The organism is Roseiconus nitratireducens, assembly GCF_008629675.1.
GTDB lineage: Bacteria > Planctomycetota > Planctomycetia > Pirellulales > Pirellulaceae > Stieleria > Stieleria nitratireducens.
This window is the reverse complement of sequence record NZ_VWOX01000032.1, coordinates 1-13,759: the sequence shown is the minus strand read 5'-3', so window position 1 is coordinate 13,759 and position 13,759 is coordinate 1. Positions and strand designations below refer to the sequence as shown.

Annotated in this window: 19 protein-coding genes; all 19 read left to right on the top strand. The window is 54.3% G+C overall.

Annotated features, from left to right (window positions below):
• On the top strand, positions 1-354 hold the full coding sequence (locus tag FYK55_RS29540) for a hypothetical protein (RefSeq protein ID WP_201743832.1): 354 nt from the start codon (positions 1-3) through the stop codon (positions 352-354).
• Between the two features lie 78 nt (positions 355-432).
• Entirely contained in the window at positions 433-885 is a 453-nt protein-coding gene (locus tag FYK55_RS27660) for a hypothetical protein (RefSeq protein WP_150079858.1), read from the top strand.
• Between the two features lie 241 nt (positions 886-1,126).
• Positions 1,127-1,423, top strand: coding sequence for a hypothetical protein (locus tag FYK55_RS27655; protein ID WP_150079857.1), 297 nt, complete (start codon positions 1,127-1,129; stop codon positions 1,421-1,423).
• A gap of 783 nt (positions 1,424-2,206) precedes the next feature.
• Positions 2,207-2,782, top strand: a complete 576-nt coding sequence (locus tag FYK55_RS27650) for a DUF1572 family protein (RefSeq protein ID WP_150079856.1) — start codon at positions 2,207-2,209, stop codon at positions 2,780-2,782.
• 129 nt (positions 2,783-2,911) lie between these two features.
• Entirely contained in the window at positions 2,912-3,328 is a 417-nt protein-coding gene (locus FYK55_RS27645) for a hypothetical protein (RefSeq protein WP_150079855.1), read from the top strand.
• Positions 3,329-4,013: 685 nt separating this feature from the next.
• The gene (locus FYK55_RS27640; RefSeq protein WP_150079854.1) at positions 4,014-4,496 is read left to right on the top strand and encodes a hypothetical protein; all 483 of its coding nucleotides are present in this window, start codon (positions 4,014-4,016) and stop codon (positions 4,494-4,496) included.
• Positions 4,497-5,102: 606 nt separating this feature from the next.
• Positions 5,103-5,753 (top strand): 3-keto-disaccharide hydrolase, encoded by a 651-nt coding sequence (locus FYK55_RS27635; protein WP_150079853.1) that lies wholly within the window; start codon positions 5,103-5,105, stop codon positions 5,751-5,753.
• Positions 5,754-5,999: 246 nt separating this feature from the next.
• On the top strand, positions 6,000-6,350 hold the full coding sequence (locus FYK55_RS27630; protein WP_161604796.1) for a hypothetical protein: 351 nt from the start codon (positions 6,000-6,002) through the stop codon (positions 6,348-6,350).
• Positions 6,351-7,173: 823 nt separating this feature from the next.
• On the top strand, positions 7,174-7,806 hold the full coding sequence (gene msrA, locus FYK55_RS27620; RefSeq protein WP_150079850.1) for a peptide-methionine (S)-S-oxide reductase MsrA: 633 nt from the start codon (positions 7,174-7,176) through the stop codon (positions 7,804-7,806).
• A 65-nt stretch (positions 7,807-7,871) separates the two neighbouring features.
• Positions 7,872-8,387, top strand: coding sequence for a BON domain-containing protein (locus FYK55_RS27615; RefSeq protein WP_150079849.1), 516 nt, complete (start codon positions 7,872-7,874; stop codon positions 8,385-8,387).
• Positions 8,388-8,628: 241 nt separating this feature from the next.
• Positions 8,629-8,937, top strand: coding sequence for a hypothetical protein (locus FYK55_RS27610; RefSeq protein ID WP_150079848.1), 309 nt, complete (start codon positions 8,629-8,631; stop codon positions 8,935-8,937).
• 117 nt (positions 8,938-9,054) lie between these two features.
• Entirely contained in the window at positions 9,055-9,486 is a 432-nt protein-coding gene (locus FYK55_RS27605) for a hypothetical protein (RefSeq protein ID WP_150079847.1), read from the top strand.
• Positions 9,487-9,604: 118 nt separating this feature from the next.
• Entirely contained in the window at positions 9,605-10,039 is a 435-nt protein-coding gene (locus tag FYK55_RS27600; RefSeq protein WP_150079846.1) for a GCN5 family acetyltransferase, read from the top strand.
• 158 nt (positions 10,040-10,197) lie between these two features.
• Positions 10,198-10,695, top strand: coding sequence for a hypothetical protein (locus tag FYK55_RS27595; protein WP_150079845.1), 498 nt, complete (start codon positions 10,198-10,200; stop codon positions 10,693-10,695).
• A gap of 34 nt (positions 10,696-10,729) precedes the next feature.
• Complete coding sequence (locus tag FYK55_RS27590; RefSeq protein ID WP_150079844.1) at positions 10,730-11,254, top strand: hypothetical protein; 525 nt, start codon at positions 10,730-10,732, stop codon at positions 11,252-11,254.
• Between the two features lie 183 nt (positions 11,255-11,437).
• Positions 11,438-11,947 (top strand): hypothetical protein, encoded by a 510-nt coding sequence (locus FYK55_RS29880; RefSeq protein ID WP_235909026.1) that lies wholly within the window; start codon positions 11,438-11,440, stop codon positions 11,945-11,947.
• Positions 11,948-11,978: 31 nt separating this feature from the next.
• Positions 11,979-12,602, top strand: a complete 624-nt coding sequence (locus FYK55_RS27580) for a hypothetical protein (RefSeq protein ID WP_161604795.1) — start codon at positions 11,979-11,981, stop codon at positions 12,600-12,602.
• A gap of 246 nt (positions 12,603-12,848) precedes the next feature.
• Positions 12,849-13,193 (top strand): hypothetical protein, encoded by a 345-nt coding sequence (locus FYK55_RS27575; protein WP_150079842.1) that lies wholly within the window; start codon positions 12,849-12,851, stop codon positions 13,191-13,193.
• 322 nt (positions 13,194-13,515) lie between these two features.
• The coding region (locus FYK55_RS29875; RefSeq protein ID WP_235909025.1) for a hypothetical protein at positions 13,516-13,759 on the top strand (244 nt) is incomplete at its 3' end.

Sequence of the window (13,759 nt, the reverse complement as noted above, 5' to 3'; positions counted from 1 at the left end):
TTGTCGATCGAATCTGTCGCCGCGTCATTTGACGCCTCGCAATCGCTCACCGGTCGGCATCGCCAGGCTCGCGATCAGTGGCTTCGGACCGCTCAATTGATCTCGCTAAACATCGCCGAGGGCACCGGGAAGGTGGCCACCAAGAGCATCAAAGTTCATGATGATGTTGGAATGAAGGCAAGGCTGCATCGAATTGTCACGATGTTGACTCGGATGGCGATAAAATTCGACGGTGTCGCCGAGTCCGGCGTGGGGAACGATGCTGATTTCGACGACGAGCACGAGCACGAGGTGGGGACTCAAGTAATGCTAGAACCATGGGCTGCAACGAAGCGGCGGAGTCATGTCTCTTAGTGAGGTCAAGATCGTTCGCCGCCGCCCGCTGATGCCGACCATTTTGCAAAGAATCCTTTTACGAGAACGGAGAACCAAATGAAACGACTGACCTACATCTTGTTGGCTTTCGCAACCCTTCTGTCTGTCTTGCTTACAGCGTCGACTGCAACCGCAGACGAGGGAACGAATGCGTCCAACACCGAGCTCGAAAAAATGCTCATCGGAGCGTGGCAACTCAAGACCGCAGAGAATCCAGGCTCCCCATCAGGAATCGGTACTCGCCTAAAATTGTTCACGGGCACTCACTGGTGCGTCATTCAACCAGATCCCACGTCGGGAATGATCGTCTTCCAACATGGTGGCCATTACTCATTTGACGGAATGGTTTTGAGCGAAACGATTGATTTTGCGGGTGATTCGACGTCGTCGCTGATTGGAAAGACATTCAAGCACAAACTTGAAATTACGAAGGATAGCCTTAAACAGATGGACACCGAGGGTGTTTTCAACGAAACATGGGAGCGGGCTAAAGCTGCAAGCAGGAAATAAGATGCCGATTCGCTTGGAACCAAAGCAGAACACTGCGATGCGCAACGAGCGGCGAAGCCATGTTGCTTAGATTGGTAGATCTCTCGTGGCCGCCGCGTGATCGCTACTCGTGATGCGGCGGCCAAGCTGTCGCTCATGATCGGTATCCTTCACTGTTGACTCGAATCGGTGCGTACGGCTCATCAAAGTCATGTTGTTACGGGATGTTGCGTTACGCAGATCGAAAACATGGAGAATGACGATGTCCGACAGTCGCCAACGATTTGGTGAACGACTTTATTCAGAATTGCGACAGCTAAGTGGTTACGACCTCATCACGGGGATCATGAACTACAACACCATCCAGCAACTAAAGATGTCGGACCGCGAAGGGACTTTGAAGCTATTCCGTGGAAGCAGTTACGAAGTGATTCAGTTGCTGAAAACTGGTGAACCGGAAGAGGTGGCTCGGTATCTTGTGACTAAAGCTGGGGAGGCAAAAAAGAACTACGACCCGGATTTCGGAACGGCGATTTTGATTGCGATTAGTTCGCTTTGATTGTGCAATGCTTCGAATAGCCGTTTGCTGAAGTATCCCTAGATACCGCAAGAAACACGCAACGCACCCTCGTCGCGAAGTCCAACGTGTTCGACAATGGAGGATTTCTCGTCGCGACCGGGTGATTGCATCGCAATCGTTATCCGGCTGAACGAACTCGCGTTGCTAAACTCCTTCGCTGATTTCGTCTGAATGACATCCGATCCCGAACGACCGCCTCGGCTAAGTATTCGCACGCTGCTGATCGCAACATCCGCCATCGCGATCGGGTTTTGTGCTGCAACGGTTGGTCCTGTCCCGCTTTCCGTACGACTACTTGGGCTCGCGGCTGGTTTCTACGGTTTCGCTGTCTGCGTGTTCGGCTTTAGCGTTTCGCTTGATTCGCCGTGGCGCGAGGCTGCCTTCTTTGTCGGTTTACCGGCGTACCTGTGTTGCGTCATTTGCGCGTCTTTTGGGAGCTTCCTTCTGCTTGCCACGTTCTTTGGCCTTTTCGTTCCCCTGCTGAACGGATAAGGGGCGTGAGTACGCGGAGTCCCGTTGATCAGTTTCGCGAATGCATGCTCAATTCACGGGCCCCGGTGAGGCGAGGCGTTATCTGAAACGCGGCCTTCATTGAGATACTCCACGCGGACACTGCTAGTTAAAGTGCTTGCGATCGCATTGCTCATCACGGGCGTTCGTTGGATGCAATGGCGAAACCGCTGGATGCCGCGAGTTGGGTCAATCGGTTGGATTGGAGTCGTTCTCGCGGCCCGCTGAACCCTGCCGTAATCGGGTACGATCATGCCACAACAAGAATCTGATATCTGGCTCTCGACGATACGCGACATGGTGTCTGGATACCGCAGGATGCTAGACGCAACGGTTGAGCAGCTCTCTGACAATGAGCTATTTGCACGCCCCGAGCCCAACATCAATTCGGTAGCGGTGATCTTGCGGCACCTCGGTGGCAATCTTCGCAGTCGCTGGACGGACTTTCTGACTACTGACGGCGAGAAGCCGGACCGGGATCGTGACGCGGAGTTCACCGATTGGGTTGGTGACCGAGAATCACTTTTGGATGATTTCAACGCGGGCTGGACAGCGCTCGAGTCTGCGCTCGCGATAATTGACGACGAGACAATCTTTCAAACGATCTACATTCGTGGCGAGTCCCATTCGGTGGCCCAGGCCCTGCTGAGATCGGTGACACATTTGACGTACCACGTCGGCCAGGTCGCGATCATCGCACGAATGGTCCACGACGGTGACTGGAACTGGCTGACTGTCGCTCCGGGAGAGTCGGCATTGCACAATCAGCGTACGTGGGGAGCAGCTGCCAGTCGTAGCGTCTTCTCAGATAACAAGAAATCCGGATAGCCATGCGATGATACGGAGCGGCGGAGTCGCGGTTTCGTCGTGGAGGATCGTTCGCCGCCGCCCGTGATTCGCAAGCGTTCCCCCCTAGGATGATCCTGGATGCGATACCCTCGGTTTGGAATTCGAACGTTGCTTGTTGTTGCTGCGATCTCAGCAGTGGCCATCTCGGTATCGTTGCCGTTCGTTCCTGAAATTGAAGTTTCGTCGTTTGAACTCGTACCGCAGAAGGAATCACTCGCTGGGCTTCCGGGACAGCAATTTCGTCTCGAACTACGAAACGCAAGCAGTTCCAACTGTTGGGTGCCTGAAAACGCATTGCCGATCGTCGTTTCTTCTGGTGGGCCCATTTCAAGCGATCCCATCATGCTCCACCTTGGTTTTTTCCGGGAAGAATGTACTCAACTCGCACCAGGCGAAAGAGTGCGCTACGACGTGGTGTTTCCCGACGGTTGTGATCAAGTTCGCCTGGGCGTATTCGTTCGGGATTGGCGTGGGCGCACTGGATCTCAGCATTTCGGCTCTGTTTTGCTACCCCGTGGAGAATGACGGGGAATCAACGGATGCATCCGACTCGATCGATGCGAACGCAATTTGGTATCGCTCACTGCCTGTGGTTAACGGTCGTTGTAGCAGTCGTTTGCGCAACCTTGCAGTTTCCTCGTGCCGCTGCACAGACCACCATCCTTGTTGAAGGCTGGATCGGTTTTCACATCATGATTGCGTTGCGTCAGAAGTGCTACACTGGCATCTTCGCGGGCGTCGTCGCAGGTTTCACTGCGGGGCTGTTTTTTTGCCACACAGGTCCGGAACGTGGATCCCCGGGCATTCGTGGCTCGATATGCTGACACCCTCACAGTTATTTCCCTGGTTCATGATGCTAGCCGTCGGTGGTTTCGCGCAAACAACGTTTGCACGTGCTTACTTGAAAGAACTTGATCAGAAGGCACGCAGCAAGAAGCGGCGAGCGGACCGGTATCGGTTTCGTGACCTTCATCTGTGACAAGCAATGATGGCAGAACCACGTCATGAACCGCAGTGGTGGTAGTGCGGGTTTTGAAATGTGGTCGAGCACGTTTCGTCGCTGGCCAATGCCAAGAATGGAGGGTTTGCAGACGACGTCCGGCAAATTCACGGCATGCACCGAAGCACGGGAATCAGTGTTCTACGAAGTGGGGCGTTCACCGCGTGTGCTCGGTGATGTCCGACATGACCACGCCGATGTCGAAATGAGATGAGGGCCCACGTTCTGCCTGAACTGCAAACCAATCCGTATCAGCCCCCGTCCTCTGTTGAGGATTCCCAGGTCCGCCCGGGGGTTTGGAACGCCATCGGACGTGTTTGCGTCTTGATTTACGGAGTGTTATTCGCATCGGATTGTATTGCCGGAACAATCGACGGTGTCGTGAGTCGCGAACCGATGATCAAGACCGTTTACTGGATTGTGATGAGTGTTTTGACGACGTACGGAATCCTGGCACTGGCAATTCGACGGATTCGCATACCTCAACTCTTCACGTTCTGGAAGTACTTCGCGGTTGCGTTGCCGTTTCTAACTTGCCTTGCCGCTGCTTGGAAGATCTACCAGGATCCACCGTTGTCTGGGACAGAACTGTTCACTGTTTGTGTCATTTTTGCTGTAATGACGACGCCGGCCTTCGTATTTAACTGGATGGTCAGGCATCGGCTGAAAGAACCGAATCACAGATTGCGATAACCATGCGATGATGCGCCCTCGCCGAGGGTGTTTCCTGAGGACATCAAGTCCAATGCGGCGACCACGCATCGCCGGACGTTCGCCGACACCGGAGATTTGATAATTGTCCATCCTTCGTCTTCTTGCTCTCACATCAGTCACCGCCGTTGCGTTTGCCGCGATGAGTGTCGCACCATTCGTGGGTTTTTTTCTCGCCGCGTGTCTTCCGTTTGCCTTTGCTCTTGCCTACACGAAGAAACCTCGAACGGTTAGCGCCTACGCCATTCTTCTGCTATGCGCTGTCCCTATCTACATTGCATCGACGGGGCCCGCAGTCGCATTGGCATATCTGATCCACAGCAAATCTCCCTCGAAGCCAATGTGGCCGTACTCGGCCGTCTCGCATTGCTTTCCTTTGTCAACTCATTTAGACGATTCCACGACTGTTGGGAAAATGATGATCGAATACAGTGATCAATGGGGTGAGGCTGCGGGTTGCACCCGGTACGCATCGGTATTCGACGGACAGGACCTCGGCCCTTGGTTTTGGTGGGTGCAGCAAAGTACTCCCAATGATTGAAGCCGCAACCCGGTTATCGCTTTCGTTCGGTCAATAGAATTCTACCGATGAACAGACTCGTTTTTTTTGTCGTACTTGCTTCGATGCCGGCAGCTTCAAACGCCGATGATTGGAAGCTGTTATTCAATGGCAAGGACTTGGCTGGTTGGAGGGCCAACCTCGATCCGGCTGCATTCACCGTCGTGAACGGAATGCTCCGGATCAATGCGTCGAGTCAGACGAGGGCGCACCTTTTTTACGTCGGCGATCGCCAGGATGGACTCGAGTCGTTCAAAAACTTTGAGCTTGAGGCAACCGTCAGGGCTGAGCCGAATTCCAATGGTGGTATCTTCGTTCACACCGACATGTCAACGCGGGATAACCGCAAGCACCTGGCCCGGGGCTACGAGGTCCAACTGAATTCAGCTGCTCAAGAGAAAAGGAAGACTGGGAGTCTGTACGCGGTGGTGGATTTGCAGGAATCGCCTGTCGACGAGTCAGAATGGTTCACAGTCCGTGTCGTCGTCAGCGGCAAGCGGATCACGGTATCGCTCAACGGAGAAGAGGTTGTGGATTACACGGAACCGCCGGACGTTGTGCGACCGCAGAACAGATCCGGACGCGTTTTTGCCGAAAACGGTGGGGCGATCGCGCTGCAGGCTCACGACCCCAGCAGTGTGTGGTACTTTCGGGACATCCGAGTCAAACGCCTTCCCTGAGTGGCCGAGCCATCCATTCGCCGGACTCGCCGAGTCGAGCGTCATGGCAATGGAGGATTTCTCGCAGCGACCGGGGGGATGGGTGACGTTCTGACTCAAACAGACACGGTGTCAACTCTTGACTCTTTGGAGGGATTCGTCATGTATCGATTGGTTGCGTGTTCAATCGTTTGCCTATTTGCAGTTTCGTCGAGCGCCGGTGAACCACCGAGTCGCCAGCAACACGAGCTTTCCGAGATCAAGCGAATGTTGTCCGATCTCACTCGGCGTGTGGGCAAGCTGGAGATTGCGATGAAGGGTCAATGGCCGGCAGGCGGTGTTGCGATTGACTTTGACCAGCTTCGGATTCCGTACGATTCTGATGACGAACGCGAGCGAGTACGCGCCCAGGTTGCGAGCAAGGGGCGTGAAGCTTTTTGGACGGGTCAATTCCTGACTGATGCTGGCTGGCGTCGCGTAACGGTTGGCAATTCTGGCAACATCGAGTCCGGTGTGATTCGATCGTCCGCTAGCTCTCTCGAGACCGGATTGATGAGCGGGATTCTTGACGACGGCAAGGCGTTGTACATCCTTCATGTGACCAAACGGACGCAATAGACACCGGTCAAAACCATCGGATGAACGTGAGTCGCCGAGTTGAGATTGTCGACGTGGTCGATCGGTCGCGGCGACCACGTGATCCGTAGCGTTCTGTCGCAAGGAGGATGATGCAAGGTGAAGCCAAGAGTCTCCCGCCGAGCGTTACTTGTTCTGTTTCTCGCGTGGCTGAGTTTTACCACGGTGCTCACGGCGCGAAGCTATACGCACTGCGACGAAGCGACGTACAGCGACGTGCAGGTGGCGGTCGACGAGGGGCTTGTTTTTCTTCAAATTCCACTCGTACGTCTCGCTCCTGGGCATGACTCGCAAACGGGCTGGACGACGTATTCACGAGTCGGGGAAGGCGGGAAGAATGATCGGTGGCTTTCTGTTTCAACACAAGCGTCGCGATTCAGAATCCGCGACTATCTGGGTATGCTCGAAAGCAGTAGTGGCCATGCGGAAACGATGAGTCTCGGACGGTTTTGGGCGTTTTCCTATGTATGGTTCGATGCATCATGGGCCGCTGCTTCTCGGCCAGGTCCTTTGCTTTGGCTTTTAGTTCCTGTTTGGGCCGCTTCCGCGGTTCCCTCAGCGGTTGTTGGCATTCTCTTGTGGGGCCGATTTACTTTCTCTTTGCGATCGCTGTTAGCCATCACCGTGATCGTTGCAATTGCATTGGTGCTTCCAACACTACACGCTTGAACGAGGACAGGGCAACGCGATGAGCGGACGCCGCAGAGTTGAATGGTTCGAATACTTCCGGTCCAACACGGCGGACCCGTGATCGCCACCGCTATTTCAATTGAATCCCTTCCTTCGCTTTCGTTGGCTCCATTTGATGTGCACCCTCACCAGGCTTCGACTCGCAGCGACGGTTGTCGGCACCCTCTGTGCCCTGAGTGGCAACGCGATCGCGGAAGATTCCCCAAACGAAATAGCCACATTTGGCGGCGGATGCTACTGGTGCGTCGAGGCCGTGTTTCAACGCATCGAAGGAGTCGAGAGCGTCGCGCCAGGTTTTATGGGCGGCAGGACGAGCAACCCGACGTATCAGCAAGTGATGACTGGTCGGACGGGGCATGTCGAAGTGGTCAAGATCGAGTTCGATCCCAGCGTCGTGTCTTACGAGACATTGCTGCAGGTGTTCTTCCGCACCCACGATCCAACAACCAGGAATCGCCAGGGACCGGACGTTGGGACCCGGTACCGGAGCGTGATCTTTTGTCACACAGACGAGCAGAAATCAACTGCGAACGAGTACAAACGACTGTTGATGCGTCAAAAAACGTTTCGGTCGCCCATTGTGACCTCGATTGAGGATGCGGAAACGTTTTACCCGACGGATGCGGATCATTCGAACTTCTTCAACCGGAATAAGCAAAGTCCCTATTGTGTCGCGAATATCGTTCCAAAGCTCGAAAAGCTGCAAAAGGAGTTTGGCGATCAACTCAAGTCGGAAGAGAACCAATAGCAACGGATGCACGACGAGTGGCGACGCCCAGTTGTTTGAAGTAGTTCGTCAGCCGTCGCCGCTGAGTGATCCGTTCGGTTCGGTGCCATTGGCCGAGTTCGTATGTCACTCAAAGTCCATCTGCGTCTAAACTGCGTGCTCCAACGGAACACTGTCAAGGACTGCTCATGATCAATCGACTCGCACTGTCGCTTTTGCTCCTTACCTTCCATTCGCCCAGTTCCACGGCGGACGACCGGATCAACGATCGAGAAACCGCACGCGAAATTGTCACCAATCTGAATGCGCTGATCGAAGACGGAAAACTTGAGCGACGAAACCTGACAATTTCGGTCAACAAAGGCAACGTCACGGTTACGGGGCGAATCGAAGACGCTCAAGAATCACGGTTGATACTCGAGTCAGTCATCACCGCACGCGAGATTAACGGCATTGACTTGATTCTTGGCATTGGCCGCGAGCCAGCATCGGCAGGGCAGCCGATGCCGGAATCTGAACGCGGAAGACGATTGTTTCGTTGGGACGATGGCTTTTGGCAACTAGATTTCGAAGCAGAGCCGATTCGCCACAGAACAAAGTGATGAACGCGAAGTGGCCGACAACGCATTTTGAAGTGGCATAAACCGCGGCCAATCTTTTGTCCCAGTCGTTATCCGGCTAACCCAAACGCTTTGGGGCTGAACCATTAGAACGTCAATTCGCTCTTTGCTTTTGTTGATTTGTTTTGTCGCAATCGGTCTCGCCTGTTACCGCCTTGGCGTCGACCAAGCTAGAGAGCAGCAATTCAACCAATTGACTAGCGGCACGCTCGCCTCAAATGGGGTGCGTGCACGAATTCGGGTCATCGCTTCTGATACGCTTGAGCCTGTCGTTGGAGCATCCTTTCAGACGATTCTGATAGGCCCAGACGGCGGCGATGGCGGCTTCCATGAGTACACGACTGACGAGAACGGTGGCCTGCTGACGACAAAGTATCTGTTCCCCGGACGATATCAGATCTACATCAAGCCACCGATCGGATCCCGATACGCGGTAACGCAGTTTCACGAACCCGAGACCTACCTGGTCGTTCGTGGTGATGGGACGTACTCTCCCAAAGAATTCAAAATGGCCGTCACGGGAAGTCAGTAGAACGATACTACGAGAGGGACAACCGTCCGATGGACCCGATCGCGAAGTCGTTCGTTTTGACAACGAAGAATCTCTCGTCTCGACCGGGTGATTGGTCACGTGAGCCCTTCCTAATTCATGAGCGTTGATAAGCAGCATCCGCAAAAGCGGCGCGGTGTTTACTCGGCCCCACGTAAGTTTGATCTGGCGACTGTGCTTGTGGTAACGACTGCCTTCGCGATGCTTTTCGCCTTCCTAAATGCTCTTGGGGCATCGTCCCTGGTAACGTCGCTGATTGCCATCCTCTTGGTACTGGTGGCCCTCGGGCAAGCCGTATTGTTTGGAGGTCGTCACCCTCGACAGGCTTCATTGGCTGTGGGATCTGTTTTTTCGGTCGTGGTCGTTGCTTTGCTCGGGAAGATTAACCTATCTAGTGGACCGGACTCGATTATCTTTTCGGTGTTGGGCAATCTTGCCGTTGGTGCTCTCTATGGATACTTTGCCGGCGTACTGGTTGGTTCGGTTTTCATGGTTTCGGAGCTTCTTCGAAAACTCATGGGGCAAACGTAGGTCGATGCAATTGGCCCTGAAGGGATAAACTCCGAATGTACGGCGAGCGGCGAGGTCGGCTGTCTGACGTCTCGTCGCCGCCGCGTGATCCGACCCGTTACTCGACAAACCACTGCAGATGACCGACATCCAATTTCCCGCGGTTCTCGATGCCGATCTTGTCGGCTACTTCGATGCTGAAGTTGGTGCTGGTGGCGGATACGTCTGGGATGCTGTACTCGAGTACCGGGTTTGGCTTTATCCCGATGAGGGTGCTGCCGACGAATGCGATGGAAGTGACTATTACCGACCCTTCGCTTCCTATGGCGACGCATTTGAGTTCTACAAATCAACCGACGGTGCTCAGGAGCCAATCGCACTGGTCCTTCAGCGAGAGTATATTGACGAAAATGAAGAAGGTGAATTTGAACATGTCGCGGAACCACGTCTGACCGAGTGGCCCGTCGAATTCTTGTCGCGTCCCAAACGGACTCCGAACACGATACCTGACTTCTTCTCACCCAATGCACCGGCTAATCGGCTTGACATTTTGCGGGGCAAGGCAGCGTCGTGATCGCCAGACACCCGCGGCTAAACATCGTGATGCGCACCGTTCGCTGCATAGAACACCCGGAAACCGTACTGATGCGCCCATTGCTATCCATTTTATTGATTCTGCTTGCTTCGTTCTCATGGGCGGGATCGCCCGTGCGAGTTGACGGAACGTCGCACATGGCAGACGTTAGCAGGGCATTGGTCACCGCGGCCGAAGACACAAACTATTTGCTCACGGTGAAGAACGAAGAGTCCGGAAGTGGAGCCGGTTTCAAACGCTTTTCGTTGGGACTTTCGGACATCAACAAATCAGCTCGCCCCATCAAGGACAGAGAGCGGAAACAGTGTAACGACCGCGGGATCAATCTCGTGGAAATCGTGGTCGCACACAGCCAAGATCAAAGCGAGACATTGCGATTGTTTGTGGGTTCAGAATCGCTACGACACGAATCTGTCTGCAACTTCCTGGGCTATTGCCTTTCTGACAATGCTCAAGTGGTGGTTGAATCGCACGGAAAGCGGCTGTCGGCTGAGGAGTTGAAAACGTCGAGAGAAACGCTACGCATTGCGATCGCCGCCGCAAGACGGACGCTGGAGGCGAGCGAACCATCCGATGCTCCGAAGGACCGGGCGTCGCGTTCCGAGAACGGAGAATCTACCGCTGGTCCTCAGTGATCGGTACCGTTAGCGCGTCACATGGGAAATTGAAATGATTCGCATCATCACGTTTGGACTCCTGGCTTCCATCGCTGTCGCTACACGTGCAAACGAGACTGCACCAGCGAATTCGACGGGGCGTGACGTGTTGTCCCTGGCTGTCGGCACTTGGGATGTTCAGTTTGACCGCGACGATCCGATTTCACGAGGGACGCGCACCGGGGAATGGGTGTTGGGTGGTGCTTTTTTCGAGGAGACCGGCGCATTCAACGCTAGGTTCGTACCAAACGACGTCACCTTCAAAACGTTGACCAAATATGACGAGAAGGCAAAACAATACAAACGTTGGTCGTTCCTTTCGAACGGTCGCGAACTGGTGTCCATCGGGACGTGGGACGCAAAAACAAGCACAATGACGTGGGTTTCGGAGCATTCCGAATCTCTTTCAAGGCGAACAATCCGAACGAAGTCGACGGAAGAGTATCACGCTGATGGAACTGTCATGGTTTCCAAAGTATCGAAAGACGCAGATCGTGAGGTTGGCCGATCATCCGAGCTAAGAACGCGTCAGAATTGACGAAGAAGCCAGAACAAGGAAATGCACCCGAGTCCTCGAGGATCTGATGGGCGGTGGTTTGCTCAGTTCCTCGGATCGGATGATCTCGGACGGTTTGCGTGTAGAGGAGACCAACATGCGTTTCAGATGGAATCCCTTTTCACAGCCGGCGATTGGGAACGTCCGCTGAACCTTGGAGACACAATGCGAATTCATCTCATCGCGTTGGCCGCACTAATCCTCGGATGCAATCCGACGTCCGAATCGATTGACCAATCGGATTCATCGCCGCGTAACGCCCTCCCGGTCGAGGCTTCGACCGCGTTACGCGACGGAGATTCTTTTGAATTGCTTTCGCTGGATCCTACGCATGGGGCCGATGAATCGGACGGCGAAGAGTTTCATCACTGGCGGGTTCTTGGTGTCGCAAGAATCGAAAAAGCGGCGGTGCGGACTGACCTGTTGAATGCGTTTGGCGCCGGTGTCGCGGCGAATGACGGGACTGTGGCTGCGTGCTTCAATCCTCGCCACGGCATCCGCGTCATCCATGAAGGCAATCTTTACGAATTCGTGATCTGCTTCGAGTGCTATTCGGCAAAGTGGTTCAAGAACGGTGTGCGAAACCACGGGTTTCTAACGACGGGATTGCCTCAACCGAAATTCGATCGCGCCCTTCGCGGTGCCGGTATCAAACTGCCCGAGCCAGCCCGATAGTGGAAGATCGCTCGCCGCGGTTGGGCCGCCAATGACGCGGGTTCTGAAAACAACATTCTTAGGCTGCGCCCCTGGCCGCCGCCGTTATCCGAATGCTATGCAAAAATTTACGCTGCGATCCATTGCGATCTTCCTCCCACTGTGTGTTGCCGCAATATGCGCCGTATGGACGGCACATCTTCGGTCCAAACGCACCGCGGCTCGTGAGGCTTTCAGTCACGCCGTCGAATCAGAATCGTTGCTTCCCATCGGCCAGGCTGAAGCTCGATTGGCGGATTCCGAAGTGAAGCAAATGCTGATAAAGGCAGCTGTCTCGGACTTGATCGTGTTCGATGGGGAATCCAGGGTGGCTCAGATTCAACCAAACATGCTCAAGTTTGGGGAGCGTTCGCTCGACGGACTGTCCTTGCACACCATCGGTGACGGGACTGGATCAATGACTTATCAGTTGCCGATTGGCACCCGGATTCGGTCTGTATCCTTCGAAGGCGATGCTTTGGCGGTTACCGTCTATGGAGACCTCGAGATCCGCGGCAAGATACTCTCCATCTCGGAGCAAAATGCCGAGGTCCACAAAATCAAGTGGAAAAGAGGGGATAAACCTCCGGTGAATATGTTGGATTCATCGATAGCCAATCGATCGCGGAAGAACTAGAGCCGGGATAATAGATGATCCTTAGGATCTCTTGGTAGATTTGCTGGGGCGCTCGAAGCATGGCCAAGACGCTGACTCGTTGATCGTCATTCACGTTGAGGACAAACGAAAAGCCGGATAACCTGGCGGTGTACGGGAGCCGCCGGTGACGCGTTTTTTGAAATCATCGGCGTTTGGCGGCGGCCCCGTTGCCGCTGCCCTTGTCCGACCGAAATCATGCCCCTTGTTCCATCTGGGATTTCGACAATGAACAAACTTTTGTTTTGCATTGCCTTCGTGTGCTGCACCACGGTATCCGCTAACGTCAACGGCGAGGATGCGTTGAACGGCGATGCGACATTCAACGCCAAAGCGGAAGGCGGCATCTTCTCTGGCATGTTCGGTGGGATGGCCGATGTGACAATTCAAATCTCTGACAAGTATCTTGACTACCTTGCAAAACCCGAGACGGCTAAGAAGCTGGCGACATTTCAGAAGAACTACTACGACAGCCTGATCGAATTGGGATTCGACGAGCAGCAAGCGTTTACGCTGCTGCGCGATCTCGGTAATCCGATGATTGGGCATGGTCAAAACAGAAACGCTGATTGAGCTCATGGCGGCGGATAACCGTCGCGTGCGTCGTTGGTGATGTCAGCCGTTCGTCGACGAAGACTAGGAGACTGAAATGAGGGTCCACGCCGTTCTGTCAATCGCATTCGCATGCGTGTTGGCTGCACCGACTTTGATTGCAGGGGATCGCCGACCGTCCGATTGGGGCGGCGGACCGAATGGGTACGACGTCTCGCTGGATTCAGAGACCAAGCTTAGCGGGAACTCGAGCGTCCGTTTGTCGAGGACCGACGCAGCAACCGAACACAGATTTGGAACCATCGTTCAGGCCATCGACGCGACTGAGTTTGCTGGGAAGCGATTGCGTTTCTTTGGCTATATTAAGACCGACGATGTGACTGAATATGCTGGGCTTTGGCTTCGCGTCGACTCGAAAGAACGCGGTACCGTTGCGTTCGACAACATGCGTCAACGCCCGATTACTGGCACAAACGATTGGTACAGGTACGAGATCGTTTTGGACGTACCCGAGGACGGTGCGATGATCCACTTTGGGGCATTGTTGGCTGGCGGTGGTACGATTTGGATCGATGATCTGTCGTTAT